The sequence below is a fragment of the Rhodococcus sp. PAE-6 genome (assembly GCF_025290685.1).
Lineage (GTDB): Bacteria > Actinomycetota > Actinomycetes > Mycobacteriales > Mycobacteriaceae > Rhodococcus > Rhodococcus pyridinivorans.
Window position 1 is genome coordinate 94,443 of record NZ_JAOCLZ010000006.1, and the last position, 26,132, is coordinate 120,574.

General features: G+C 68.6%; 23 protein-coding genes. 14 read left to right on the forward strand and 9 right to left on the reverse strand.

Going from position 1 to position 26,132, the window contains the following annotated elements; all coding sequences use genetic code 11:
* The first annotated feature begins 30 nt into the window (after positions 1 to 30).
* Positions 31 to 1,341: a DNA polymerase IV gene (locus NVV99_RS14105; RefSeq protein WP_041803391.1), complete on the forward strand. Its 1,311-nt coding sequence runs from the start codon at positions 31 to 33 to the stop codon at positions 1,339 to 1,341.
* A gap of 122 nt (positions 1,342 to 1,463) precedes the next feature.
* Positions 1,464 to 1,970: a hypothetical protein gene (locus tag NVV99_RS14110; protein ID WP_024101260.1), complete on the forward strand. Its 507-nt coding sequence runs from the start codon at positions 1,464 to 1,466 to the stop codon at positions 1,968 to 1,970.
* 78 nt (positions 1,971 to 2,048) lie between these two features.
* Here the strand turns inward: NVV99_RS14110 and NVV99_RS14115 are convergent, their stop codons facing one another.
* Positions 2,049 to 3,005, reverse strand: a complete 957-nt coding sequence (locus NVV99_RS14115) for a hypothetical protein (RefSeq protein WP_024101259.1) — start codon at positions 3,003 to 3,005, stop codon at positions 2,049 to 2,051.
* A gap of 66 nt (positions 3,006 to 3,071) precedes the next feature.
* On the opposite strand from NVV99_RS14115, the gene lspA reads away from it, so the two are divergent.
* The 5 genes from lspA to dnaE all read left to right on the forward strand — a co-directional run bounded on the left by lspA (position 3,072) and on the right by dnaE (position 9,883).
* Positions 3,072 to 3,686, forward strand: coding sequence for a signal peptidase II (lspA, locus tag NVV99_RS14120; RefSeq protein WP_024101258.1), 615 nt, complete (start codon positions 3,072 to 3,074; stop codon positions 3,684 to 3,686).
* 14 nt (positions 3,687 to 3,700) lie between these two features.
* Positions 3,701 to 4,609 carry an RluA family pseudouridine synthase gene (locus tag NVV99_RS14125; RefSeq protein WP_174247134.1) on the forward strand — a complete coding sequence of 303 codons (909 nt, stop codon included), beginning with the start codon at positions 3,701 to 3,703 and terminating at the stop codon, positions 4,607 to 4,609.
* A gap of 3 nt (positions 4,610 to 4,612) precedes the next feature.
* The gene (locus tag NVV99_RS14130) at positions 4,613 to 5,260 is read left to right on the forward strand and encodes a hypothetical protein (protein ID WP_006554123.1); all 648 of its coding nucleotides are present in this window, start codon (positions 4,613 to 4,615) and stop codon (positions 5,258 to 5,260) included.
* A gap of 148 nt (positions 5,261 to 5,408) precedes the next feature.
* Entirely contained in the window at positions 5,409 to 6,308 is a 900-nt protein-coding gene (gene rarD, locus NVV99_RS14135; RefSeq protein WP_039585247.1) for an EamA family transporter RarD, read from the forward strand.
* A gap of 38 nt (positions 6,309 to 6,346) precedes the next feature.
* Positions 6,347 to 9,883: a DNA polymerase III subunit alpha gene (gene dnaE / locus NVV99_RS14140; protein WP_019289741.1), complete on the forward strand. Its 3,537-nt coding sequence runs from the start codon at positions 6,347 to 6,349 to the stop codon at positions 9,881 to 9,883.
* A 66-nt stretch (positions 9,884 to 9,949) separates the two neighbouring features.
* Here the strand turns inward: dnaE and NVV99_RS14145 are convergent, their stop codons facing one another.
* A complete protein-coding gene (locus NVV99_RS14145; RefSeq protein WP_006554120.1) occupies positions 9,950 to 10,177 on the reverse strand; it encodes a hypothetical protein in 228 nt (75 codons plus the stop codon).
* Positions 10,178 to 10,315: 138 nt separating this feature from the next.
* Between NVV99_RS14145 and NVV99_RS14150 the strand changes: the two genes are divergently transcribed.
* Both NVV99_RS14150 and ilvA read left to right on the forward strand, forming a co-directional pair.
* Positions 10,316 to 10,759, forward strand: a complete 444-nt coding sequence (locus NVV99_RS14150; protein WP_024101255.1) for a nitroreductase family deazaflavin-dependent oxidoreductase — start codon at positions 10,316 to 10,318, stop codon at positions 10,757 to 10,759.
* 119 nt (positions 10,760 to 10,878) lie between these two features.
* Positions 10,879 to 12,204 carry a threonine ammonia-lyase IlvA gene (ilvA, locus tag NVV99_RS14155; RefSeq protein ID WP_024101254.1) on the forward strand — a complete coding sequence of 442 codons (1,326 nt, stop codon included), beginning with the start codon at positions 10,879 to 10,881 and terminating at the stop codon, positions 12,202 to 12,204.
* Positions 12,205 to 12,239: 35 nt separating this feature from the next.
* On the opposite strand, the gene NVV99_RS14160 is transcribed toward ilvA, so the two are convergent.
* Positions 12,240 to 12,515 carry a hypothetical protein gene (locus tag NVV99_RS14160; RefSeq protein WP_019289739.1) on the reverse strand — a complete coding sequence of 92 codons (276 nt, stop codon included), beginning with the start codon at positions 12,513 to 12,515 and terminating at the stop codon, positions 12,240 to 12,242.
* Positions 12,516 to 12,602: 87 nt separating this feature from the next.
* The gene (gene treZ, locus NVV99_RS14165; protein ID WP_024101253.1) at positions 12,603 to 14,351 is read right to left on the reverse strand and encodes a malto-oligosyltrehalose trehalohydrolase; all 1,749 of its coding nucleotides are present in this window, start codon (positions 14,349 to 14,351) and stop codon (positions 12,603 to 12,605) included.
* Positions 14,352 to 14,461: 110 nt separating this feature from the next.
* Here treZ and NVV99_RS14170 point away from each other — a divergent pair, with 110 nt between their 5' ends.
* Positions 14,462 to 15,133 (forward strand): TetR/AcrR family transcriptional regulator, encoded by a 672-nt coding sequence (locus NVV99_RS14170; protein ID WP_024101252.1) that lies wholly within the window; start codon positions 14,462 to 14,464, stop codon positions 15,131 to 15,133.
* An 11-nt stretch (positions 15,134 to 15,144) separates the two neighbouring features.
* On the opposite strand, the gene NVV99_RS14175 is transcribed toward NVV99_RS14170, so the two are convergent.
* Positions 15,145 to 15,558, reverse strand: coding sequence for a YchJ family protein (locus NVV99_RS14175; RefSeq protein ID WP_041803390.1), 414 nt, complete (start codon positions 15,556 to 15,558; stop codon positions 15,145 to 15,147).
* A gap of 122 nt (positions 15,559 to 15,680) precedes the next feature.
* Here NVV99_RS14175 and NVV99_RS14180 point away from each other — a divergent pair, with 122 nt between their 5' ends.
* On the forward strand, positions 15,681 to 16,166 hold the full coding sequence (locus tag NVV99_RS14180; RefSeq protein ID WP_006554113.1) for a TIGR00725 family protein: 486 nt from the start codon (positions 15,681 to 15,683) through the stop codon (positions 16,164 to 16,166).
* Positions 16,167 to 16,283: 117 nt separating this feature from the next.
* On the opposite strand, the gene NVV99_RS14185 is transcribed toward NVV99_RS14180, so the two are convergent.
* Positions 16,284 to 16,748, reverse strand: a complete 465-nt coding sequence (locus tag NVV99_RS14185; protein WP_024101249.1) for a hypothetical protein — start codon at positions 16,746 to 16,748, stop codon at positions 16,284 to 16,286.
* A 364-nt stretch (positions 16,749 to 17,112) separates the two neighbouring features.
* On the opposite strand from NVV99_RS14185, the gene NVV99_RS14190 reads away from it, so the two are divergent.
* Both NVV99_RS14190 and NVV99_RS14195 read left to right on the forward strand, forming a co-directional pair.
* A complete protein-coding gene (locus NVV99_RS14190; protein ID WP_024101248.1) occupies positions 17,113 to 17,322 on the forward strand; it encodes a helix-turn-helix transcriptional regulator in 210 nt (69 codons plus the stop codon).
* Positions 17,323 to 17,330: 8 nt separating this feature from the next.
* On the forward strand, positions 17,331 to 17,843 hold the full coding sequence (locus NVV99_RS14195; protein ID WP_006554110.1) for a DUF2029 domain-containing protein: 513 nt from the start codon (positions 17,331 to 17,333) through the stop codon (positions 17,841 to 17,843).
* Here NVV99_RS14195 and treY read toward each other — a convergent pair.
* The 3 genes from treY to NVV99_RS14210 are packed head-to-tail and all read right to left on the reverse strand — an operon-like array spanning position 17,840 to position 24,692.
* On the reverse strand, positions 17,840 to 20,233 hold the full coding sequence (gene treY / locus NVV99_RS14200) for a malto-oligosyltrehalose synthase (RefSeq protein ID WP_024101247.1): 2,394 nt from the start codon (positions 20,231 to 20,233) through the stop codon (positions 17,840 to 17,842). The two genes, NVV99_RS14195 and treY, sit on opposite strands and share 4 nt — an antisense overlap.
* Positions 20,230 to 22,536, reverse strand: coding sequence for a glycogen debranching protein GlgX (glgX, locus tag NVV99_RS14205; protein ID WP_024101246.1), 2,307 nt, complete (start codon positions 22,534 to 22,536; stop codon positions 20,230 to 20,232). The genes treY and glgX overlap by 4 nt, the downstream gene beginning before the upstream one ends.
* A 47-nt stretch (positions 22,537 to 22,583) precedes the next feature.
* Positions 22,584 to 24,692, reverse strand: coding sequence for an acyltransferase family protein (locus tag NVV99_RS14210; protein WP_024101245.1), 2,109 nt, complete (start codon positions 24,690 to 24,692; stop codon positions 22,584 to 22,586).
* A 149-nt stretch (positions 24,693 to 24,841) separates the two neighbouring features.
* Between NVV99_RS14210 and NVV99_RS14215 the strand changes: the two genes are divergently transcribed.
* Positions 24,842 to 26,131 carry an adenosylmethionine--8-amino-7-oxononanoate transaminase gene (locus NVV99_RS14215; RefSeq protein ID WP_024101244.1) on the forward strand — a complete coding sequence of 430 codons (1,290 nt, stop codon included), beginning with the start codon at positions 24,842 to 24,844 and terminating at the stop codon, positions 26,129 to 26,131.
* The last annotated feature ends 1 nt before the right edge of the window (position 26,132 follow it).

Here is a 26,132-nt window from a genome sequence, read left to right on the forward strand (position 1 = left end):
CACGTGCCCGCTTCCGTGAGTCGGCGCTGGGTGTTGCACCTGGATCTCGACGCGTTCTTCGCGTCCGCCGAGCAGTTGACCCGGCCGACCCTGCGGGGCCGGCCGGTCCTCGTCGGTGGGCTCGGTGCCCGCGGGGTGGTGGCCGGCGCGAGCTACGAGGCCCGCGTCTACGGTGCGCGCTCTGCCATGCCGATGAGCCGGGCACGGCGCCTCGTCGGACCGGCGGCGGTCGTGCTGCCTCCGCGCGGAATCCTCTACCGCGAACTGAGCGGACTCGTCTTCGACACCCTGCGCGCCCGGATCCCGATCCTCGAGACCCTCTCTCTCGACGAGGCGTTCGCCGAACCTCTCGAACTCGCCGGCGCCGACGCCGACGAGGTCGAACGCTTCTGTTCCGAGTTACGCGAACACGTCAGGGAGAAAACAGGTCTCGTCGCCTCCATCGGGGCCGGATCGGGTAAGCAGATCGCGAAGATCGGGTCCGGTCTCGCGAAACCGGACGGGCTGCTCGTCGTCCGGCCCGAAGGCGAACTCCCGTTGCTGCACAGCCTGCCGGTGCGCAAGCTGTGGGGGATCGGTCCGGTGGCCGAGGACCGGTTGCGGCGACTCGGCATCGAGACCATCGGAGATCTCGCGGCGCTGCCCGTCGCCGAGGCGGCGTCGATCCTCGGCGGCACCATCGGGCCGGGACTGCACCGGCTCGCCAACGGATTCGACGACCGGCCCGTCGCGGAGCGCGCCGAGGCGAAACAGGTCAGCGCCGAGACCACCTTTCCCACGGACATCGTCGCGATGCCCGGACTGCGGCGGGCGATCGCCGCGTCGGCGACCGCCGCGCACACACGCCTGCGCAAGGACGGGCGTGCCGCCCGCACGGTGGTGCTCAAGCTGCGCAAGGCCGACATGTCGGTGCTCACCCGGTCGTCGACCCTGCCCTACGCCACCGAGGACATGCAGGTGCTCACCGCCGCCGCCCAGCGACTCGCGCTCGATCCCCTCGAGATCGGCCCCGTCCGGCTCGTCGGGGTGGGCTATGCGGGTCTGTCCGCTATCGCGCAGGACACCCTGTTCCCCGAACTCGACCGGACGACGACCGAGGAGACCGGACCGGCAGAGGAGGACGACGAGGAGCGCGTCGCGGCGAGCGGACCGGCCACCCGGTGGACGCCGGGCGCCGACGTCTGCCATCCCGAATTCGGGCACGGATGGGTGCAGGGCGCGGGCCACGGCGTGGTCACCGTCCGCTTCGAGACACACAGCACGGGTCCGGGACCAGCACGGACGCTCGACGAGAACGATCCCGACCTCGGCGTCGCCGACCCGCTCGCGAGCCTGAACTGAAACATGTTCCCGGCGCCCTCATGGTCTTCTTACTACCGCCGGGTACTCTTGCGGGCGATCCGCTGCCGGATGACCGAGCACGACGAACACATCGTGCACGACCGAACGAGAAGGACGAGAAGTTGAAGCTTCGCAAGATCACCGTCGCCACCGTGGCGCTCGCCGCCGCCCTCACGATGTCCGCCTGCAGCTCGGACGACGGCGGTAGCTCCTCCGAGACGACCGCGAAGACCAGCACGACCACGACCGCCGCGGCTCCGGCCGTCGACTACCCGCCGGTGCCCACCGTCGAGGAGCTCAACGCCGACCTCGCGCGCGCCTTCGACCTGAGCGTCCCGGCCGCCGAGAAGACCGACCTGGTCCAGGGCGCCGAGGAGGATCCGGAGCTGATCAACATGGTCGCCCAGGCGGCCAACGACGCCGGCGTGCAGGTCAACGTCGTCGACGTGACCGACAACGAGAACGGCACGATCACCGCCGGTGTCGAGATGGCGCTCGCGGGCAGCGACCAGCCGTCCTTCGGAACGGTCGACTTCGTCGCCGAGGACGACACCTGGAAGGTGTCGAAGGACTATGCGTGCTCCATCGTCATCAACATGGCGCAGCTGCAGTCCCCGGCCTGCGCATGATGTAGTACTCGTCCCGAACGAACCGACGGCCGGCGCGGATCATCCGCGCCGGCCGTCGGCGTTCGTCCATCTTCCGGACTACCGATCCGGGGTGTTCCAGCCCACGCGGTCGACCTGCGACTGCGACAGGCGTGTTCCGCCGTCCGGCTCGACGTAGGTCTGATCGCCCCGCACCGTCAGTTCTCCGCCGACGGGCAGGGGGAGCGACGCGTCGATCGTCATCGACCCCTCACCGGCCATCGTGTACTGCTCGATGTCGAGACGGCCCTGTCCGTTCGGCAGCACCCAGGTGGACTCGCGCGGTGTCTGTTCGACCCTCACGTCGACCGTGATGCGGTCGTCCTCCCGCTCGACGAGCGTCGCCGTCCCGACCTGGTCGAGGGTGATGCCCGCGCTCATCACCTGCTGGTGGATCTCCCACACCGCGCCCACCCCGACGGCTTCGTCCGGGAACGAGACGATGCGATAGACGGCCTGGTAGAAGGCCTGCTCGATCGCCGACCGTGCGATGTTCGCAGCATCGGGAGCGGGCTCGAGGCGCAGCGCACTGATCGCGCCGGTCGGCCCGATCGTCAGTCCGGCTCCGGAACCCTCGGCATCGGACAGTGCCGACCCGAGCGTCTCGTCCGGCGATGTCGCCGATCCGACGGTGATGTCGACCACGGTGCTCGGGTCCTCGCCGGAGACCGCTCGCTCGACCGTCGCCGAGAGCGGAAGGGTCAGCTCGGGAGTGGAGAAGTCCTGCTGCGGGTCGTCGCCGACGCGCTGGAAGACCTCGGATCGGGTGGTGAGGACGACGCTCTGCTGCACCCCCGCCTCGGGTGCGAGCCGCACCACCGATCGGGGTTCGGCACCGGGGTCGAGCACCGTCGTGGTCACCGCCGACACCGGCACCGTCACCTCCGTCGATGTCGCCGCCGTGACGGCGGGCGCGCCGTCCGAAGGACCACCGCAACCGGCGACGAGAGCGGAGAGGGACAGCACAGCCGCGAGGGCACACGGCCCCGAGCGGGGGAATCTGGACAGCGCAGGCACGCCACCCAGGGTAGCCACGACGGGAGGGGGAACCGCCGCGGTCGTCCGGTAGGGGATGATGGAGCGGTGACGAACGAAGCTTCCCGACCCGACCGCGACGCGGAGACGCCGGTTCCCGGTCGTGCCGACGAGCCGTCCCCCTCCGTCGGCCGGCGCATGCTGCGGCCGCTGCTGCTCGTGGCGCTCGTCGTCTACGTCGCGGATCTGGTGACGAAGGTGCTCGCCGTCCACTACATCGACCCAGCCGACCCGATCTCGATCGTCGGCGACACAGTCACCCTGACACTCGTCCGCAATCCCGGTGCCGCGTTCTCCATGGCCACGGGCATGACCTGGCTGCTCACGCTGGTCGCGATCGCCGTCGTCGTCGGCGTCGTGAAGATCGGCCGGACCCTGAGATCGAGGTGGTGGGCGCTCGGCCTCGCCCTCGTCCTCGGGGGAGCGCTCGGCAATCTCACCGACCGTCTGTTCCGCTCGCCCGGACCGCTGCAGGGCCACGTCGTCGACTTCGTGTCGGTCGGATGGTGGCCGGTGTTCAACGTCGCCGACTCGGCCATCGTGTGCGGAGCGATCCTGCTCGTGGCCCTGACCATCTTCGGCGTCGAACCCGACGGTGGTGCCTCGAAGGGCCCGGGCGCAGCGCCGGATGCGGACGAAACGAGAAAGGAATCACACCAGTGAGGGAAACCCGCGCGATGCCCGTACCCGACGGGCTCGACGGGATGCGTGTCGATGCAGGCCTCGCGCGCCTGCTCGGTCTGTCCCGGACCGTGGTCGCCACGCTCACCGAGGAGGGCGCCGTCGTGGTCGACGGCGCGGCGGTGGGCAAGTCCGACCGACTGTCCGCAGGCTCCTGGCTCGAGGTGGAACTGCCCGAGCCGCCCCGCCCCCTGACCATCGAGGCCCAGCCCGTCGAGGGCATGGAGATCCTCTACGCCGACGACGACATCGTCGCGGTCGACAAGCCCGTGGGTGTCGCCGCCCACGCGAGCGTCGGCTGGACCGGACCGACCGTGATCGGCGGCCTCGCCGCCGCCGGCTACCGGATCTCCACGTCCGGCGCCCACGAACGCCAGGGCATCGTGCACCGGCTCGACGTGGGCACCTCCGGCGTCATGGTGGTCGCGACGTCCGAACGCGCCTACACCGTCCTCAAGCGCGCCTTCAAGGAACGCACGGTCGACAAGCGGTACCACGCGCTCGTCCAAGGGCATCCCGACCCGAGCAGCGGCACCATCGACGCACCGATCGGCCGCCACCGCAGCAGCGACTGGAAGTTCACGGTCACCGCCGACGGCAAGCCCAGCGTGACGCACTACGACACGATCGAGGCGTTCCAGGCCGCGAGCCTGCTCGACATCCACCTCGAGACCGGTCGCACCCATCAGATCCGGGTGCACTTCTCGGCACTGCGTCACCCCTGCTGCGGCGACCTCACCTACGGAGCCGACCCACGTCTCGCGGCGCGTCTCGGTCTCGAACGGCAGTGGCTGCACGCGTGCACCCTCGGGTTCTCGCACCCGACGCGCGGGCACTGGGTCGAGATCACCAGCAAGTACCCTCCGGATCTCGAACACGCGCTCGCCGTGTTGCGCAACGCCTGACCGATGGGACGTGTCCTGCCCTGGGCGTCGGTCGTCGTTCTCGTCGTCGCGGTGCTCGTCGCCGGGTGGACCTCACCGCCGCGGACGGCCCCCGTGGGGAGCGACACCCTCGGCCCCGACAACGGGGAAGCGGTCGCCGACTATCTGGCACGGGCCGCGGACAGCCTGAGCGAGGCGGCAACGGACGGAGACCTCGAGCACTGGGGACTGGTGTCCTTCACCGACGCCGTCGGCATCGACCGGGTAGTCGAACGCACCGACGAGGTGCGCGTGGCGCAGGTGCTGTTCCGCGTCCCGATCGACCGCGTCCAGACACCACTGGTGCCGGTCGCGGTGCCGGAGAACCCGGAGGCGGTGCGTCGTGCCCCCTCGGTCGCCGCGGGCCGGCTGAGCCTGGTGGAGTTCGGGACCGAACGCGCCGCGCGGGTCGGGGCGGTCTCCGCGCAGCGGCTCGCCGACGGCTGCGACTGCGTCGTCGCGGCGGTGCTCCGGGGTACCCCCTCACAGTTCCGGGCCGTCGCCGACGCCCCGGACGTGCGGGCCGTGGAGGTCCTGCCCGCAGACGCGATCGCGGGACGCTTCGCGGTGACCCCGCTGCTGCCCACCCACGTCGAGACGGTCGTGCCCGGCCCGGACGACGGGGAAGTGTGACGGTGCGGGGGATCCCGTCTCGAAACGACAGTGTTCGGAACGACAGTGTCTCGGAACGACAGTGTCTCGGAACGACAGCGCACCGGCGGAGCCGTAGGGTGAGCCGGTGAGCGACTCGGGGGATCGGAACGACTCGGGGCAGCGGAACATCGTGCGCACCGGGGTGCTGTGCGGTCTGGGTGCCTACGGATTGTGGGGACTGTTCCCCGCCTACTTCGGTCTGCTCGAACCCGCCGGCGCCGTCGAGATCCTCGCGCACCGCGTGCTGTGGACCCTCGTGCTCATGCTGATCGTACTGGGCGTCATGGGACGCCTCCGCACCCTGCGCGGCCTGTCGGCCCGCACCTGGGGCCTGGTCGCCGCGGCGTCCACCGCGATCGCGGTCAACTGGGGCGTCTACATCTACGGCGTCGTCTCGGGCCGGGTCGTGGAGACCGCACTCGGCTACTTCATCAACCCGCTCGTCAGCGTGGTGTTCGGTGTCCTGTTCTTCCGGGAACGATTGCGGCCGGCGCAGATCGCGGCGCTGGTGCTCGCGGTGTGCGCGGTGGTGGTCATCACCGTCGACTACGGCAGACCGCCGATCATCGCCCTGACCCTGGCGCTGTCCTTCGCGTCCTACGGGGTGATCAAGAAGATCGTGCCGCTCGATCCGCGCACGTCCCTGACAGGGGAGGGGATCGTCGCGGCCCCGTTTGCGCTCGGGTACGTGATCTTCCTCGCGGTGACCGGCACCGGCACCTTCCTCGGGCACGGCGTGGATCACACGGCCCTGCTCGTATCGGCGGGGCTGGTGACCGCAGTGCCGCTGCTGCTCTTCGGCGCGGCCGCACAACGGGTCCCGCTCGCGACACTCGGCATGCTGCAGTACCTCACGCCGAGCCTGCAGATGACGTGGGGTGTGGTGGTGCTCGGGGAGGACATGCCCGCCTCGCGGTGGATCGGTTTCGTCCTGATCTGGATCGCCCTGGCGGTGTACAGCACGGACGCGCTCGTGCGGGCCCGTCGTCAGCGTGCCGTGGTCACTGCGGAGCCTCGCGCGGCTTAGACTCGTCTCTGCCCACAGACATCCCGGGAGAGGCACGCGTGGCTGACTCGTTCGTTCATCTGCACACCCACACCGAGTACTCGATGCTCGACGGTGCCGCGAAGGTCGGACCGTTGTTCAAGGAGGCCGAACGGCTGGGGATGCCGGCCGTGGGCATGACCGACCACGGAAACATGTACGGCGCCAGCGAGTTCTACAACGTCGCCAAGAAGTTCGGCATCAAGCCGATCATCGGCATCGAGGCGTACGTCGCGCCGGAGTCGCGCTTCTCCACCAAGCGTGTGCAGTGGGGTGATCCCGGCCAGAAGTCCGACGACGTCTCCGGCTCGGGTGCCTACACCCACATGACGATGGTCGCCGAGAACTCGACGGGCCTGCGGAACCTGTTCAAGCTGTCCTCCCTCGCATCGATCGAGGGTCAGCTCGGCAAGTGGGCCCGTATGGACGAAGAGCTCATCGCCCACCATCACGAGGGCATCATCGCCACGACCGGCTGCCCGTCGGGCGAGATCCAGACGCGCCTGCGCCTCGGCCACGAGCGCGAAGCGCTCGAAGCCGCCGCGAAGTGGCAGGAGATCTGGGGCAAGGACAACTTCTTCCTAGAGCTGATGGACCACGGCCTGTCCATCGAGCGCCGTGTGCGCGAGGGTCTGATCGAGATCGGCCGCAAGCTCGACATCCCGCCGCTGGTGACCAACGACTGCCACTACGTCACCAAGGATGCGGCCGCGAACCACGAGGCGCTGCTGTGCATCCAGACCGGTAAGACCCTCTCCGATCCCACCCGGTTCAAGTTCGACGGCGACGGCTATTACCTCAAGTCGGCGCAGGAGATGCGCGAGCAGTGGGACCGCGAGGTGCCGGGTGCGTGCGACAACACGCTGCTCATCGCCGAGCGCGTGCAGTCCTACGAGGACGTGTGGACCCACCGCGACCGGATGCCGATCTTCCCGGTGCCGGAAGGGGAGACGCAGGCGAGCTGGTTGCACAAGGAGGTCATGCGCGGCCTCGACCGTCGCTTCCCCGCCGGCCCGCCTCGCGAGTACGTCGAGCGCGCCGAGTACGAGATCAGCGTCATCAACCAGATGGGCTTCCCTGCTTACTTCCTCGTCGTCGGCGACCTCATCAACCACGCCCGCGAGGTCGGCATCCGCGTCGGCCCCGGCCGTGGTTCGGCCGCCGGTTCGCTCGTCGCCTACGCGATGGGCATCACCAACATCGACCCGATCCCGCACGGTCTGCTGTTCGAGCGGTTTCTCAACCCCGAGCGCGTGTCGATGCCCGATATCGATATCGACTTCGACGATCGTCGCCGCGGTGAGATGGTGCGCTACGCCACCGAGCGGTGGGGCAACGACAAGGTGGCCCAGGTCATCACGTTCGGCACCATCAAGACGAAGGCCGCGATCAAGGACTCCGCGCGAGTGCAGTTCGGCCAGCCCGGATTCGCGATCGCCGACCAGATCACCAAGGCACTTCCGCCGCCGATCATGGCGAAGGACATCCCGGTCTCGGGTATCACCGATCCGAGTCACGAGCGGTACAAGGAAGCCGCCGAGGTTCGTCAGCTGATCGAGTCCAACCCGGACATCAAGAAGATCTACGACACTGCGCTCGGTCTCGAGGGCCTGATCCGCAACGCGGGCGTCCACGCCTGCGCGGTGATCATGTCGTCCGAGCCGCTCATGGACGCGATCCCGCTGTGGAAGCGCGCGCAGGACGGCGCGATCATCACCGGCTGGGATTATCCGTCCTGCGAGGCCATCGGCCTGCTGAAGATGGACTTCCTCGGTCTGCGCAACCTCACCGTCATCGGCGACGCGATCGAGAACATCAAGGTCAACCGCGGGATCGATCTCGACCTCGACACCCTCCCGCTGGAGGATCCGGCGACCTACGAACTGCTCGCGCGTGGCGACACGCTCGGCGTGTTCCAGCTCGACGGCAGCGCCATGCGCGACCTGCTGCGCCGCATGCAGCCCACCGGCTTCGAGGACATCGTCGCGGTGCTCGCGCTGTACCGCCCCGGCCCGATGGGCATGAACGCGCACAACGACTACGCCGACCGCAAGAACGGGCGGCAAGAGGTCAAGCCGATCCACCCCGAGCTCGAGGAACCGCTGAAGGAGATCCTCGCCGATACCTACGGCCTGATCGTCTACCAGGAGCAGATCATGCAGATCGCTCAGAAGGTGGCCGGTTACTCGCTCGGACAGGCAGACCTGCTGCGTCGCGCGATGGGTAAGAAGAAGAAGGAGATCCTCGACGAGGCCTACGACGGCTTCGCGCAGGGCATGAAGGACAACGGCTTCTCGCAGGCGGCGATCACCGCGCTGTGGGACACCGTTCTGCCCTTCGCCGGTTACGCGTTCAACAAGTCGCACGCCGCCGGCTACGGCCTGGTCTCGTTCTGGACCGCCTACCTCAAGGCGAACTACCCGGCCGAGTACATGGCCGGTCTGCTCACCTCCGTCGGCGACGACAAGGACAAGGCCGCGGTCTATCTGTCCGACTGCCGCAAGATGGGCATCACGGTGCTGCCGCCGGACGTCAACGAGTCGCACACCAACTTCATGTCGGTGGGTGAGGACATCCGGTTCGGCCTCGGCGCCGTCCGCAACGTCGGCACGAACGTGGTCGCCTCGATCATCAAGGGGCGGGAGGAGAAGGGCCGCTACACCGACTTCTCCGACTATCTCAACAAGATCGACACCGTCGCGTGTTCGAAGAAGGTCACCGAATCCCTCATCAAGGCAGGTGCATTCGACTCGCTCGGACACCCGCGCAAGGGATTGATGCTCGTCCACGCCGACGCGATCGACGCGGTGATGAGCACGAAGAAGGCCGAGGCCATCGGCCAGTTCGACCTGTTCGGCGGCGACGACGCCGACGAGTCCGTCGCCGCGGTGTTCAACGTCCGCATCCCCGAGGAGGAATGGGACACCAAGCACCGCCTCGCCCTCGAACGGGAGATGCTCGGCCTGTACGTCTCCGGGCACCCGCTCAACGGCGTCGAGCACGTCCTCGCGTCCCAGGCCGACACCCAGATCCCCGCGATCCTCGAAGGCGCGCTCAAGGACGGCAGCCAGGTCACCGTCGGCGGCATCCTCGCCTCGGTGAACCGGCGCATCAACAAGAACGGTCTCGCCTGGGCGTCCGCGCAGCTCGAGGACCTCACCGGTGGCATCGAGGTGCTGTTCTTCCCGCAGTCCTACGCCGTCTACGGCATGGACGTCGTGGAGGACTCGGTGGTGCTGGTCAAGGCCCGGGTGTCGATCCGTGACGACCGGATCTCCCTGATCGCCAACGATCTCGCCGTCCCCGACCTGTCGCAGATCGGGGTCGCGAAGCCGGTCTCGGTGTCGATGCCCACCCGGTTGTGCACCCCCGACAAGGTCGGTGCCCTCAAGAATGTGCTCACGCGCCATCCCGGTTCGTCCGACGTGCACGTGCGGCTCATCACCGGCAGCAAGGTCACCGTCCTCAAGCTCGACGACAGCCTGCGGGTCGAAGCGTCGTCGGCGCTCATGGGCGACCTCAAGGCCCTGCTCGGGCCGGGCTGCCTGGCCACCTAGCGGTCCGCCGCGCGGCGCGAGCCCTTCGGTGAGCGCCGCGCGGGAAGCCGGGGTCGGCCGGTGCGTCTAGGAACGGAGTGCGTGCTGCTGGATCCTGCGGACCCACCACACGACGACGGTGACCGCAGCGGCACCGATGACGGCGCTCTGGGCGCTGGTGGTGACGACGAGGACCACGAGCAGGGTCAGGAGACCGGCCGCGAGTGCTTCGAGCTTGTACAGGGGCCAAATCGTGCCGGCGATGTCCACACCGTCGGTGCGCTCACGGTGTATCCGGGGGTCGAGCACGGACATCGCGGTGCACCTCCTGTAGACCGAGCGACTGTAGGCCGGGCGGAACTCTTTCTTCAGGATAGGCGCAGGGAAGAGTTCGGGCCACCGAACTCGACGATCGGGCGGCGACTGCTACAACGATTGTGTTGACTGGTCGGTATGCCACTGCACGGAGAATACGAACCGAGTCCCGTCGAATGGAGCGCCAAGCAGGTCGAGGAGTACGAGTCGTCGGGCGGAACCCGCGGCACCACCCTCCAGGGTCGACCGGTCATCATCCTGACCACGGTCGGCGCCAAGTCCGGCAAGCTCCGCAAGATCCCTCTCATGCGGGTCGAGCACGAGGGTAGGTACGCCGCTGTCGCCTCGCTCGGCGGTGCACCGAAGCATCCCGTTTGGTACCACAACATCGTCGCGAACCCGCACGTCGAGGTCAGGGACCGCACCGAGGTGTGGGACATGACCGCCCGCGAGGTCCACGGCGAGGAGAAGGCGCAGTGGTGGGAACGTGCCGTCGAGGCGTTCCCGCCCTACGCGGAGTACCAGGAGAAGACCGACCGCGAGATCCCCGTCTTCGTTCTCGAACCGGTCGAAGGCTCGTAGACCGAGCACGCTCGGACGGACTGTGCTGCTACCCCCTCGATGCGGATCCCGCCGTGGTGGTCGAATCGGGGGAGTGGCAGCATTGACGGGTGACCTCCACTTCGCGAACAGCAGAACCGATGACTCTGACCGCCGTGCCCTGCGCGGCCGACATCGATGCGGCTGCCGAGCGAATTTCGGAGGCGGTCGACCCAACGCCACTCGAGCGCAGCCCTCGACTCTCGGCGCTCGTAGGCGCCAACGTCTACCTCAAGCGGGAGGACCTCACCCGGGTGCGGTCCTTCAAGCTCCGTGGGGCGTACAACGCCATGGCGCAGCTCGACGCGGCCGAGCGCGCCGCGGGCGTCGTCACGGCCAGCGCCGGTAATCACGCGCAGGGTGTCGCCTACGCGTGCCGGGTGATGGGAATCCAGGGCCGGATCTACGTGCCCACCCGCACTCCCAAGCAGAAGCGCGATCGGATCCGTGTCCACGGCGGCGACAGCGTCGAACTCATCGGTGTCGGCGACACCTTCGACGCCGCGGCCGCAGCGGCAGCCGACGATGCGATCCGCACCGGTGCGACGATGATCCCGCCCTTCGACGACGCCCGCACCGCTGCCGGGCAGGGCACCATCGCGCGCGAGGTCCTCGAACAGCTCGACGGCGATCTCGACGTCGTGCTCGTCCCCGTGGGCGGGGGCGGCCTCATCGCCGGTGTCGCCGCCTATCTGCGCGAGCGGTCCCCACGCACGTCGATCGTCGGCGTCGAGCCGGCGGGTGCAGCGTCGATGACCGCCGCGCTGGTCGCGGGCGGTCCCGTCACGCTGCCGGAGGTCGAGCCGTTCGTCGACGGCGCTGCAGTCAAGCGGATCGGCGACGTCCCCTACGCCGTGGTCTCCGAACTCGGTGCCGAGGTCGTGTCCCATTCGAGCCTGCCGCTCGTGGCTACGCTGCGCCGGGAGGGGCTCGGCCGGGCCCCGTTCGGGATGACCCAGATCGACGAGGGTGCGCTGTGCACCACGATGCTCGATCTGTACCAGAACGAGGGCATCATCGCCGAGCCCGCCGGCGCCCTGTCGGTCGCTGCCCTCGAGTCGATCTCGGTGCAGCCCGGAGCGAACGTGGTGTGCCTGGTGTCGGGCGGCAACAATGACGTCTCACGCTACGGCGAGATCATCGAGCGGTCGCTCGTCCACCGCGGGCTCAAACACTATTTCCTCGTGGACTTCCCCCAGGAGCCCGGCGCACTGCGGCGGTTCCTGGACGAAGTCCTCGGACCGGACGACGACATCACCCTGTTCGAGTACGTCAAGCGCAACAACCGGGAGACCGGCGCTGCCCTCGTCGGTATCGAACTGGGTGCCGCGGAAGACCTTTCGGCTCTGCTCAATCGCATGGACGCGTCGCCGATCGACGCGCAGCGACTCGAGCCGGGGTCGCCGGCCTACCGTTATCTGACGTAACCGGGTGGCCCGGTCACGTCACGGTTGGTGTGCGGTCACCAGCGATTGCACACCAGCCATGGGCCCCACCAATAGCAGTCGGGCCGCCAGTAGTGGTTCCGGTGATGGTCGCGGTCGTACTTCTTGTCGTGATGGTTGTAGTTCTTGTCGTGATCGTGGTGGTCGTACTTTCCGTGGTCGTCGTGTCCTCCGCTGACATTCACGATCCCGGGTGCCGTGTCGACGGTGGGGGTCGCCGATGCGACTCCGGCGGGAGCGAGGACGAGGGCGGTGCTGAGGAATACGCTCGCCAGAATCTTCTTGGGTTGCATGGTGATTCACCTCGAGAATTCGACGGTACTTGAGACGGTACTCGCCCACTCGTGGCATAATCAACGACTTTTTTCGCCTGACGAACGTTATCGGCGGGGCATCTCGGGAGCCTCCAGGATCGCGAAGGACCAGCCCGGGATCAGCACTGCGGACTCGGTGCGGTTGACCACCGGTTCGTCCCACCAGAGCAGTGGTTTTCCGCCGACCGGCACGGTGACGGGATCGGGTCCGAGATTGCACGCCACCCGCAGCGCCCCGCGGTGCACGACGAGCCATTTCTCGTCCTCGTCGTACGTCACGTGCACGTGCTCGAGCCAGGGATCGGTGAGCTCGGCACGGTCCCGCCGGAGCGCGATGAGCGCGCGGTAGCACTCGAGCAACCGGGCGTGCCCGCCCTCGTCGCGTTCGTCCCAGCGCAGCTTCGAGCCGATGAAGGTCTCCGGAGCCTGCGGGTCGGGTACGTCGGCGGCGTCCCAGCCGTGTTCGGCGAACTCGCGCCGGCGACCCTCGACCACGGCCGCGGCGAGTTCCGGTTCGGGATGCGACGTGAAGTACCGGAAGGGTGTGCTCGCACCCCACTCCTCGCCCATGAACAACATCGGCGTGAACGGGGACGTGAGCACGAGCGCCGCCTTGAGGGCGAGCTGACCGGGCTCGAGATAGGCACCCGGCCGGTCGCCGAGCGCCCGGTTGCCGACCTGATCGTGCGTGCAGGTGTAGGCGACCAGACCGCTCGCCGGCGTGCGCCGGGTGTCGAGCGGGCGCCCGTGGACCCGGCCGCGGAAGCTCGAATACGTCCCGGCGTGGAAGAAGCCGTGCCCGAGCGTGTACGCGAGGCAGTCCAGCGAACCGAAGTCGCCGTAGTAGCCCTGCCGTTCACCGGACACCGCCGCGTGGATCGCGTGGTGGACGTCGTCGGCCCACTGCGCGTGCAGTCCGTATCCACCGCCGGGCCGGGGAGTGATCAGCTTCGGATCGTTGAGGTCCGATTCGGCGATCAACGACAGGGGGCGGCCGAGATGGGCGGACAGGCGGAACGTCTCGACCGACAGTTCCTCGAGGAGGTGTGTGGCGGTGTGGTCGATCAGCGCGTGCACGGCGTCGAGCCGGAGGGCGTCGATGTGGAAGTCGCGGAACCAGCGCAGCGCATTGTCGAGGATGTACCGGCGCACCTCCCCGGATCCGGGACCGTCGAGGTTGATGTTGTCGCCCCAGATTCCCGGGGCCGCGGAGAGATAGGGACCGAAGCGGCCCAGATAGTTCCCCGACGGACCGAGATGGTTGTAGACGACGTCGAGTGCCACCGCCAGTCCGCGCGCGTGGGCGGCGTCGACGAAACGCTGCAGGGCATCGGGGCCACCGTAGGGTTCGTGCACCGCGTACCAGAGCACGCCGTCGTAGCCCCATCCGTGGGTGCCGTTGAACGCGTTGAGCGGCATGAGTTCGACGAACTCGACACCGAGGTCCACGAGTTCGTCGAGACGGTCGATCGCCGAGTCGAGTGTGCCCTCGGGGGTGAAGGTCCCCACGTGCATCTCGTAGACGATGCTTCCTGTCAGTTGCCGGCCGGTCCAGCCGTGGTCGGTCCACTTCGTCTCGTCGAGCACGTGGAGCTGCGACGGCTCGTGTACGCCCTCCGGCTGCCGCGGAGATCGCGGGTCGGGAAGGACCGTCCCGGTGTCGTCGTCGAGCACGAAACCGTATCGGGTGTCGGGAGCGACGTCGACGGTGGTGCGCCACCAGCCGTCGTCGCCGCGTTGCATGTCGTGGAACCGTCCGTCGGCGAACAGTCGGACGGACGACGGGATCGGAGCCCAGACCTCGAAGGTGTGCACTCGACCAGCATGCCGTGTCGGAGGCGTCGGTGCAGGGGATGGCGCCACCGGCGTCCCACCCTGCCGCGCGTCAATTTTGTTGCAGCTGCAATGCACTCGATACTGGGGGAGTGAACCCGAATCCCGAGCGAGCTCGCCGACGGTACACCTCGCCGTTGCGGGAGGAAGCGGCCCGCCGAACCCGCGAGACGATCCGCGACGCCGCGGCGCGGCTGTTCGTTCGCGACGGCTACGTCAGCACCACCGTCAAGAACATCGCGGACGAAGCGGGTGTGGCGGTGCGGACGGTGTTCACCGCCTTCCCCGGCGGCAAGGCGGAGATCTTCCGCGAGGCGCTCGATCACGCGGTGGCCGGCGACGGCGATCCGCGCGCGGTCGCGGCGGCGGATCCGGAATCGTCCCACGGCAGCGGCGCGGTCTCGCACGTCGACCTCGTGGTCGAGCAGGTGGTCCGCTACGGCACCGCGATGCTCGAACGCGCGGGCGGGCTGCTCATGACCTCCGTGGAATCATCGGGGGCGGACCCCGACATGCGTCGTTTCGCCGCGGACGACGCGAAGGCGACGGCCGAGAACGCCCGCACCCTCGCGGAAGGACTCGAACACGCCGGCTGGCTGCGCGAGGACGTCACCGTCGAGCACGCGGCCGATGTCCTGTTCACCCTGAGTTCCCCGCAGGTGCACGCGCTGCTGAGACGGGATCGCGGATGGGACGTCGACCAGTACCGTCAGTGGCTCTCGGGGACGCTGCGCGCGACGCTGTTGCGACGAACGGCGCCGTGACGGAGTCGGTTTCAGTCGTCGCCGCAGTCGTCGAGGTAGAGCCACTCGCCGTCCTCCCGCACGAACCGGCTGTGCTCGCGCATCGAGTCGGGCACCCCGTCCGCCGTCCAGTGCGCGCGGAAGTCCACCGTGCCGGTCGTATGCAGGAATCCGCCTCCGGTGATGTGCAGGACCTCGAGCCCGGTCCAGCGCTGACCGGGGTCGAACTCGATCGAGCGCGGACGTGTGGACGGGTGCCAGGTGCGCAGCAGGTGCGCCGCATCGCGCGTCGCGAATGCCGTGTACCGCGAACGCATCAGCCGTTCGGCGGTGGGCGCGCTCGCACCGGCCAGCAGCGGCCCGCAGCATTCGGACAGGGGAACGTCGCGACCGCACGGGCACGGGGAATCCGGGCGGGTGTCGGTGCTGCGGTCGGCTCTGCTCATGGCCACAGTCTCCCCCGATGGGCTCGATCGCCCGGCCTCGGGGCGGTCAGAGCGGGAGCGGACGATGCCGGGCGTGAATGATGTTCTCGGACCGCGCGCTCCGGAGCGCTCCGTGATGCAGAATGCCGGACATGAATGCGCAGCGCTATGTCGGGGTCGTGGGGCCGGGTGAAGCCACGCCCGAACAGCGACGCCTCGCCCGCCAGGTCGGGGGACTCCTCGCCGGACGCCGGGCCGTCGTGGTCACCGGCGGTCTCGGTGGGGTGATGGCGGCAGCCTGCCGTGGCGCTGTGGAAGCCGGTGGGACGACCCTCGGCCTGCTGCCCGGAGACGACCGTGCCGAGGGCAATCCCTATCTGACGGTGGCCGTTCCCACGGGCCTCGGAGAGATGCGCAACGCGCTGCTCGTGCGCAGCAGCGACGCGTTGATCGCGGTGGGTGGAAGCTGGGGCACCATGAGCGAGATCGCGCTCGCGGTCCGCATCGGTGTTCCGGTCATCGCGATCGGCGGTTGGCGGATGCCCGCCGCCGGAGTGCTCGATGTCGAATCGCCCGCCGAGGCCGTCGAGTGCCTGCACGCACTGTTGTGGCGCAAGGACCCGATGTGAGCCGACCGTGACGACGCAGTAGGCACGACGCAGTAGGCACGACACCGTAGACGCGACGATGCCCGCCGATCCGGATCGGCGGGCATCGTCTGTTGTGGGCTCCTGTGGAGCAGGAATCTACGAGCCGGAGTTGGTGAGCTCGTAACGGCGGCGGTACTCCTCCTTGGACGTCTCGCTGATGTCGACGTCGGTGGCGCGGGCGCGCAGGGCGCCGACGGTGGCCTCCTCACGCGGGATGTGCTCGAAGGGATCCCAGTCGAAGAACTTCGCGGCGTTGGCGAAGGTGATCTTGTCGATCTCCTCGTCGGTGCACTCGCACGCGTCGAGTTCCTCCTCGAGCATCTCGGGGGAGTTCGGCCACGTCGAGTCGGAGTGCGGGTAGTCGCATTCCCACGCGATGGTGTCGACGCCGAGCCGGTGACGGTTGTTCAGTCCGCTCGGTTCAGTGATGTAGCAGGCGAGGAAGTTCTTGCGCCACACGTCCGTCGGGCTCATGCCGGCCGGCAGGAAGCTGGTGCCGGTCCGGGACTGGTTGACGACGTGGTCGTCGATGCTGATCATCACCATGTCTTCGGCCTTCATCGAATCCTCTCCCTGACTGCGCAAAGTCCTGCCGGCGACGGCGCTCGCGATGAGAACTAGATTTCCGTATTCGAGAACATAATCAAGGACTGCTGCGTATCGGGTGGATTCCGTAAGTGACGATCCCGAATCCACCCCTCGTCGGGATCGGATCCTGCTCGGAAATCCCGGCATTGTGGCATGATTCGCCGAAGGCCGGAGCGGTGTCGGAACCTTCGACCGCGAGAATGTAATTCTCTATTTCCTGATCGACTACGTCGAGGGGTGATCGCATGTCCAGCTCGACGGGTGTGCCGGAGCGGTTCGACGATCGAAAATGACAAGAATGCTTGACATGAAATGACAAGCAGAGTTTACTTTTGGTGTGACCGACACACCGAGGAGCAACCGGGTCCGCGAATTCCGCAAGAAAGCGGGACTCACCCAGGCCGCGCTCGGCGACGCGGTCGGCGTCAGCAGACAGAGCATCGTCTCGACGGAGAAGGGTGACTACGCGCCCAGCGTGTACCTCGCCCTGCGTCTCGCCTTCAGACTCGACAGCACGGTCGAGGAACTGTTCCCGCTCACCATCTAGGAGCCCTCATGACGGTCTTCGTGAAAACCGCGCGCTTCATCGGCGATCTGGACGACGAATTCTACCGCGACGAACGTCAGCGAGACGTCTGGAACGAAGCATCGGCGGTGGGATTCCAGTTGTCCCTGTGGATCGCGCTGGTGGCGGCGGCGCTGCTCCCGTGGCTCGCCGGCCGGCCCGGGGCGTGGACGGCACTGGGCATCCTCGTGGCCTGGTTCGTCGTGTCGATCGTGACCCAGTTGTACGCGCGGCAACGCGACGTCGACCTGTACGCCACCGCGAAACTGTGGCGACCCCGCAGTGCCGCCGCCGCCGCGCTCTATCTCGTCGGCGTCGCCGGCATCTTCCTCCGCCTGCGTTACGAGAGCCATCCTTTCGAGAACGACGCCGCGACCTGGGCGGGGCGGGTCGTCGGCGCGGCGGTCGTCATCGTCCTCGCAGGACTGGTTCTCGCCTGGAGTCGGCGACGCACCCAGCGCCGGCTCGACGCGGAGGAAGCGCTCGACGCGCTCGAGGACTAACGCGCGCGGACGAGTGCTGCGACCGGCTGGGAGTCGAGCAGATCGGCGACCCGCACCCGACCGGTGAAGGAGCGTCCGGTCAGGGCATCCGACCAGTCGCCGTCCGGCAGGTCGACGGTCGTGTCCTTCCACCCCGAACGCGACAGCGCCACGGTGCGGCGGGAGGCCACCGCGAGGACATCGAGGTCGTCCGGCGCCGGACCGCGGCCGAACGCGAGCAGGTGCTCGGCGGCCGGGCCGGTGGCGAGGACCGGAACGTACGCCCCGCCGACGAAGCTCGCGGGTCGTTCGCGGCGCAACCGGAGCGCGGTGCGCACGATCGTGAACTTCGCCGGCGCCGAATCAGGGGCGTCGAGCAGCCGCCGTCGGACGTCGAACTCCACCGGCCGCCGGTTGTCCGGATCGACGAGCGAGTCGTCCCACAGTTCGGTGCCCTGATAGACGTCGGGGACGCCGGGGCCGAGCAGTTGCAACAGTTTCTGGCCGCACGAGACGGCCGCGACGTGCGGTTCGACCTCGGTCACGAAAGCGGTGAGCTCACCCGCGACCGGTCCGTCGATCACCGTGTCCAGCCAGTTGCCCACCGCGGTCTCGAATTCCTCGTCGACCTCGGTCCACGTGGTGCGGGTTCCGTTCTCGCGCAGCGCCTTCTGCGCGTACGCATGTACCCGTTCGCGCAGCTCGTCGGTCACCACTCCGTCGAGCGGCCAGACTCCGAACAGGGTCTGCCACAGGAACAGTCCGATCGCCGGATCCGGTGCGGGCGCCGACTCGTTCCACTGCCCGAGCCGACGGGACCACACGTCGGCGACCTGCGAGAGCACACCGATCCGCGCCCGGACGTCCTCGCTGCGTTTGGTGTCGTGGGTCGACAGGGTGGTCATCGCCCGCGGCCAGTGCCGTGCCCGCTGGGTCCACGCGAGGTGGAACTCGGCCGGGGTGGCCGAGAAACGGCCGGGTTGCCCGCCCACCTCCTGCAGCGAGATCAGCCGCGCCGCCCGATAGAACAGGCAGTCCTCGACCGCCTTGGCCGTCGCGGCACCGCACACCTGGCCGAAGCGGGACGCGGCCTCACCGCCGAGGGCCATCGCCCGGGCGAACACCGCGAGCGCAGGATCGAGCGCGGGTTGCGTCCGCGCGAGGTCGCCGACGATACGCGGCACCAGGGTCGCGAGCGGCGCGTAGTCGGCGCGGTAGACGGGAAGCTGTGCGGCGACGGCCATCACGGCCTCGCGCAGCGCCGCGTCATCGCAGCCGGTGTCGCCGGTCTCGCGTCGGATCGCCCGCACGAGGCGGCGCACCTCCGGCGCGAGCCCGCTGCCGAGCACCGATCGTTTGAGGTCGTGTTCGCGGGCGTGCAGCCACGGCGCGTCGCCTTCGGCGCCGGTGAACCTGCGCGACAGGGCGTTCAGCTCCGACTCGCCGGACGGATCGACGAACACCGTCGACAGTTCGCCGAGTGCGTCGTAGCCGGTGGTGCCGTCCACCGGCAGCGTCGCATCCAGCGGTTCGGCATCGCCGAGGATCTTCTCGATCACGAGCCACCGCTCGGGGCCGATCACCTCGCGCAAGCGCGCGAGATAACCGGACGGATCGGCGAGACCGTCCGGATGGTCGACGCGGATCCCGTCGACCAGATCGTCGGCGATCCACGAGGCGACCTGCTCGTGCGTCGCGTCGAACACCGCGGGATCCTCCACCCGCACCGCGGCGAGATCGTCGACGGTGAAGAAGCGGCGGTATCCGATCAACCCCGAGTTCCACGCCACGAGCCGGTAGGCCTGCCGCGCGTGGACCTCCTCACCGGTGCCCTCGTCGGTCCCGGGAGCGATCGGGAATCGCTTGTCGTAGTAGGCGAGCATCGGCTCGTCGCCGGAGCGGTCGACGGTCAGCTCCTGCACCGCGTCGTCCGATCCGAGCACCGGCAGAGCGATCCGACCGTCCACACCGTTGTCACCAGCGAGGTCGAGATCGAAGAACGACGCGTAGCGCGATCCGGAGCCGTGCTTCAGGACGTCCCACCACCACGCGTTCTGACGTGGGTCGGCCACCCCGACATGGTTGGGGACGATGTCGACGACCAGCCCCATGCCCCGTGCGCGTGCCTCCCGCGACAACCGTTCCAGACCCTCGCGTCCCCCGAGCGACTCGGAGACCGTGCCGGGATCGACCACGTCGTATCCGTGGGTGGACCCGATCGTCGCGCTGAGGACGGGGGAGAGGTAGACGTGCGAGACACCCAGGGCGTCGAGGTAGTCGAGCAGGGCGACGGCGTCGGCGAAGGTGCACTCGTCGCCGCGCATCTGGAGTCGGTAGGTGGACAACACCGGCGCAGTATTCCCCGCGCCGGCGCCGTTCACACCTGCCGACTCCGTATCGCCGGGGGTCACCGGGTCTTCCGGAGCACCAGAACCGAGCGTGCCTGCACCCGGACCGGCTTACCGGCGACGACCGTCTCCTCGCGCAGACCGTCGGGAACGTCGGTGTCGAGCGCGACCGTCCATTCCTCGGCGTGCGGGCCGTCGGGGGTGACGAACTCGATCGGTTCGTGATGGGCGTTGAAGCACATCAGGAACGAGTCGTCGACGACGCGCTGCCCCCGCTGATCGGGTTCGGGGATGCCCTCGCCGTTGAGGAAGACCGCGAGCGACTTGCCGAAACCGCTGTCCCAGTCCTCTGGCATCATCTCGTCGCCGGCCGGTGTGAGCCACGCGATGTCGCGGGACTGATCACCGCTGCGGATGGGCCGGCCCTCGAAGAACCTGCGACGCCGGAAGACAGGGTGGTCGGTGCGCAGCGCGATCACGTTGCGGGTGAACGCGACCAGGTCGGCGTTGGACTCGGCGAGCGACCAGTCCACCCACGAGAGTTCGTTGTCCTGGCAGTACACGTTGTTGTTGCCCTGCTGGGTGCGACCGAACTCGTCGCCGTGGGCGAGCATCGGCGTGCCCTGCGACAGGATCAGCGTCGCGAGCATGTTGCGCTGCTGGCGCCCGCGCAGCGCGAGGACCTCGGGATCGTCCGTGGGGCCTTCCACACCGCAGTTCCACGACCGGTTGTGCGACTCACCGTCGCGATTGCCCTCGCCGTTGGCATCGTTGTGTTTCTCGTTGTACGACACCAGATCCGCAAGGGTGAACCCGTCGTGGGCGGTGACGAAGTTGACCGACGCGCCGGGACGGCGGCCGGTGTCCTCGTACAGATCCGACGAGCCGGTCAGGCGCGACGCGAACTCGCCGAGGGTGGACGGTTCGCCGCGCCAGTAGTCGCGGACCGTGTCGCGGTACTTGCCGTTCCACTCCGTCCACTGACCGGGGAAGTTGCCCACCTGGTAACCGCCCTCACCGATATCCCACGGCTCGGCGATGAGCTTGACCTGCGAGACCACCGGATCCTGCTGGACGAGATCGAAGAAGGCCGACAGCCGGTCGACGTCGTGCAGCTCGCGCGCCAGGGTCGACGCGAGATCGAACCGGAAGCCGTCGACGTGCATCTCGGTCACCCAGTAGCGCAGCGAGTCCATGATCAGCTGCAGGGTGTGCGGGTGACGGGCGTTGAGGCTGTTGCCCGTTCCCGTGTAGTCCATGTAGTAGGCCTTGTCGTCGTCGACGAGGCGGTAGTAGGCGGCGTTGTCGATGCCGCGGAAGCAGATGGTGGGACCGAGATGGTTCCCCTCGGCGGTGTGGTTGTAGACCACGTCGAGGATCACCTCGATGCCCGCCTCGTGGAAGGCCCGCACCATCGCCTTGAACTCGGCGACCACGGCGCTCGGCTTGGTCGACGACGAGTACTCGGCGTGCGGCGCGAAGAACCCGAAGGTGTTGTACCCCCAGTAGTTCCGCAGCCCCTGGTCGAGCAGCACCTGGTCGTGCATGAACTGGTGCACGGGCATCAGTTCGATCGCGGTGACGCCGAGATCGAGGAGATGGTCGATGATCGCCGGGTGCGCGAGACCGGCGTAGGTGCCCCGCATGTGTTCGGGGACGTCCGGATGCGTGGCCGTCATGCCTTTGACGTGGGCCTCGTAGATGACCGTCTCGTTGTAGGGGCGGCGGGGATGACGATCCGTCGCCCAATCGAAGAACGGGTTGATCACCACGGTCGTCATGGTGTGGCCCAGCGAATCCAGGCCGGGAAGCTCTGCGGCGGCGTCGGAGGTCTGCCCCGTCGCGATCGCCTCGGGCTCGGCGTCGTCGGTGGACACGGCGTCGCCGGTGTCGGTGTCCTCGGTGTCCTCGGTGTCGGTGTCCTCGGTGTCGTCCGTGCTCTCGTCCGAGGCGCTGTCGGCCACGGGCTCGGCACCGGGCAGCGGGTACGAGAACAGCGACGGGTCGCCGTCGAACGACCCGTCGAACGCCTTCCCGTACGGGTCGAGGAGCAGCTTGCTCGGATCGCACCGGTGACCGTTCTCCGGATCGAACGGACCGTGCACGCGGTAGCCGTAACGCTGGCCGGGGGAGACCGTCGGAAGGTAGGCGTGCCAGACGTAACCGTCCACCTCCTCGAGCGGGATGCGGGTCTCGGTCCCGTCACGGGAGATCAGGCACAGCTCGACCTTCTCGGCGATCTCGGAGAACAGTGCAAAGTTCGTGCCCGCCCCGTCGTAGGTCGCGCCGAGGGGATAGGGGGATCCCGGCCACACTTCCAGGGGCTCGGGCATCTCGTCGCTGGCGCTCGCTTCGGTGGTCTCCATGCCCGCCAACAGTAGTCTTCCGGCGGTCCCGGCACCGGGTGAGCGCGTCACCACCAGCCGGTGGCGGGACCGAGTTGTCGTCCGAGCTCGGGCGTCAGCGTCCGGACGTAGGTCGTGGTGAGGTGGTTCTCGTCACGATAGATGAGGATGTTTCCCTCCACCGCCCGGCACAGATCCTGCCGGCAGAACTTGTCGGACAGGTCGAGCAGCGACACGGTGGGCAGGTGCGCGGATGCGGCGACGGCCGGGTCGATCGGGTCCAGCGCCTCCTCGCGCGGCACCCCGCACGTCTCCGCGGTGCCGCCCCCCGCAAGGCAGTCGGCGGCCCGATAGGCGAGATCGCCGCGGAACAGCCACGGGTTGTCGCGGATCGCCACCACCGGGATGCCGTAGTCGGCGAGCGTCTCCCACAGATCGACGTACCAGAACGGAACGAAGTCGCCCGGCCCTTCGCCCTGGTCCTTGGTGCGCGTCGACGTGGTGAACACGTAGTCGGGCGGATCCGCGCGCAGTTCGGCGAGCACGGCGGTCGACCATGTGTCGCACTCGACCGTCGGGGACTCCTCGACGAGCGGGGCGAGGGGATCGGAGAGCGGGCACCCGACCTTGAGATAGGTGTCGAGGCGGAAACCGTGTTCGATGCCGAGCGCGTCGAGCGCAGCGAGCCAGTGCTCCGAGTGCGACCCCCCGACGATCACCATGCGGCGGGTCGCGAGCGGGTCGCCGTAGGTACAGGTCAACGGTGCGCGATTGGTGTGCTGGGCGATGCAGTTGTCGAGCGTCGCGGGAGGCAGGTCGCGATGGGCGACGAGCAGCGGCGGTTGCACCGGTTGCGGCTCGGTGGAGACGGCGGGATCGAACACCGCAGCGCCGGGGTACAGCTCCGTCGGCAGGGCGGCGACGCCCTCGAGGGCCTCCGTCGAACGGTCGACGTGGGTGTGCCAGAGGTTCGCGGCCCCGACGAGGGTGACGGCCAGGACCGTCACGAGACCCACGAGCGCGGTGCGGGACGGCCGAGGGGGTTCGACGCGGCGGATGGGGTCCTCGAACCACCGGGTCGACGCCTCTGCGAGCAGCAGCGACAGGGCGATCACGATGAGCCCGCCCACCAGGCCGACCGACGGGTGCCCGAGCACGATCAGGTAACCGATGAGGATCGGCCAGTGCCACAGGTACAGCGCGTAGGCGATCGCCCCGAGGCGCACCATGGGCGCGGATGCCAGCAGTCGCGCCGACGGCGTGTCGTGCTCGGAGCCGGAGCCGGAGTCAGGGCCGGAGCCGGAGCCGGAGCGGATACCCGCGACGACGAGCGCCATGGCCGCACCGACGGGGACGAGCGCCCACGGCCCGGGGAAGAGGGAGTTGCCGTCGAGGACGAAGCCGCACGCGAGCAGCACCGCGAGTCCGAGCGCACCGAGCACGATCCGCAGCGCGCGCGGAACCCGCAGCCACGGCGACAGGCACATCAGCAGTCCGCCGAGAGTCAGCTCCCAGGCACGGGCGGCGCTGTCGTAGTACATCCACGACTGCGGCCGGTCGGCGAGCACCGCGTACGCCAGCGACGCCGCGGTGAGGGCGGCCAGCAGCACCGTCAGGGGCAGGCGGACAGGCACCGACATCCGCCGCAATAGCCACGCGAAGCCGAACACCACCACGAGCGCCGCGATGTAGAACTGGCCCTGCACGGCGATCGACCACAGGTGCTGGAGCGGGCTGACCATCGGATCCGCGGCCAGATAGTCGCTCGCCGTGCGGGCGAGATACCAGTTCTGGAAGAACAGCAGCGACGCCCCGGTCTGGTCGGCCACCTCGAGCCACTGCGTGAACGGCCGCAGCACCACCGTGGCGGCCGCGACAGCGGTGAGCACAACGACGAGCGGAGGCAGCAGACGCCGGCCGATCCGCCGCAGGACGGGACGCGGATCGAGCGGGGCCGAGGAGTCGGCGGTCCTCAGGAGCGTGCCCACGAAGAAGAAGCCGGAGAGCGCCAGGAAGACGTCGACACCACCGGAGACGCGACCGAACCAGACGTGGAAGATCACCACGAGCGCGATCGCGAGACCGCGCAATCCGTCGATGTCGGCACGACGCGCGGGGCGCCTGCCTGCTGTCCGCGCGCCACTCTCGAGTTCCGGTCCCGAGGTGTGGACGGACATGTGACGGATACCCCCGGTGTCTTACGTGTGCGGCTGTGCTGCGAACCGGGCGACGAACGCACCGGCCGATTGCCGTGAGCGTCGTTCACGGCAACTCGGGCAGACTACGCGGCTGCGGGCGGCGACCTCCAACCGCCTACAGTTTGGGCGTGGGCAACTCTCCTCTCCCGGTCGAGCGGATCCGCACCCTCGACGCTCGGCACCTCTGGCACCCCTACGGCGCGTTTCCGGCGACCACCGAATCGTTGGTGGTCGACCGTGCCCACGGTACCCGGATCGTCCTCGCCGACGGTCGTGAGCTGGTCGACGGCATGAGTTCGTGGTGGGCCGCGGTGCACGGATACGGGCATCCCGTGCTCGACGCGGCCGTCCGCGATCAGCTCGACCGGATGAGCCACGTGATGTTCGGCGGCCTCACCCACGAGCCCGCCGCGCGGCTCGCGGAACTGCTCGTCGACATCACCCCCGCCGGTCTCGACACCGTCTTCCTCGCCGACTCGGGCTCGGTGTCGGTGGAGGTGGCCGTGAAGATGGCGGTGCAGTACCAGCGTGCCGTCGGCAGGCCGGGACGGCGTCGCCTGCTCACCTGGCGCGGCGGCTACCACGGCGACACCTTCGCCCCGATGAGCGTGTGCGATCCGGAGGGCGGCATGCACGCACTGTGGACCGACATGCTCGCGCGGCAGGTCTTCACCCCCGCCCCACCGGCCCGTTTCGATCCCGACTACGTCGCGCACTTCGAGGCGATCCTGCTCGAGCACGTCGACGAGCTCGCCGCGATCGTGGTCGAACCGGTCGTCCAGGGCGCCGGCGGCATGCGCTTCCACGACCCGCGGTATCTGCGCGAGCTGCGCAGGATGTGCGACGAGCACGGACTGGTACTGATCTTCGACGAGATCGCGACCGGTTTCGGGCGCACAGGCGAACTCTTCGCCGCCGACCACGCGCAAGTGAGCCCGGACGTGATGTGCGTGGGCAAGGCACTCACCGGCGGATACATGACCCTCGCGGCGACATTGTGCACGCGGGCCGTCGCCGAAGCGATCAGCGCGGGGGAGGGTGGCGGTGTGATGCACGGCCCGACCTTCATGGGCAACCCGCTCGCGTGCGCCGTCGCCGTCGCGGCGGTCGAACTGCTGCTCTCCCGCGACTGGCGGGCCGAGGTGGCGGCGGTGAACGCGGGACTGACGGAGGGACTCGCGCCGGCACGCGAGTTGCCGGGGGTCGCGGACGTCCGCGTCCTCGGAGGCATCGGCGTGATCGAACTCACCGATCCGGTGGACATGCGCGCGACGACCGACGCCGCCGTGGCGGCCGGGGTGTGGCTGCGGCCGTTCCGCAATCTCGTCTACGCGATGCCGCCCTACATCTGCTCGGCCGACGATCTCGCGGCGATCACCTCGGGGATGATCGCCGCCGTCGGCGCGAATGCCCGGTGAC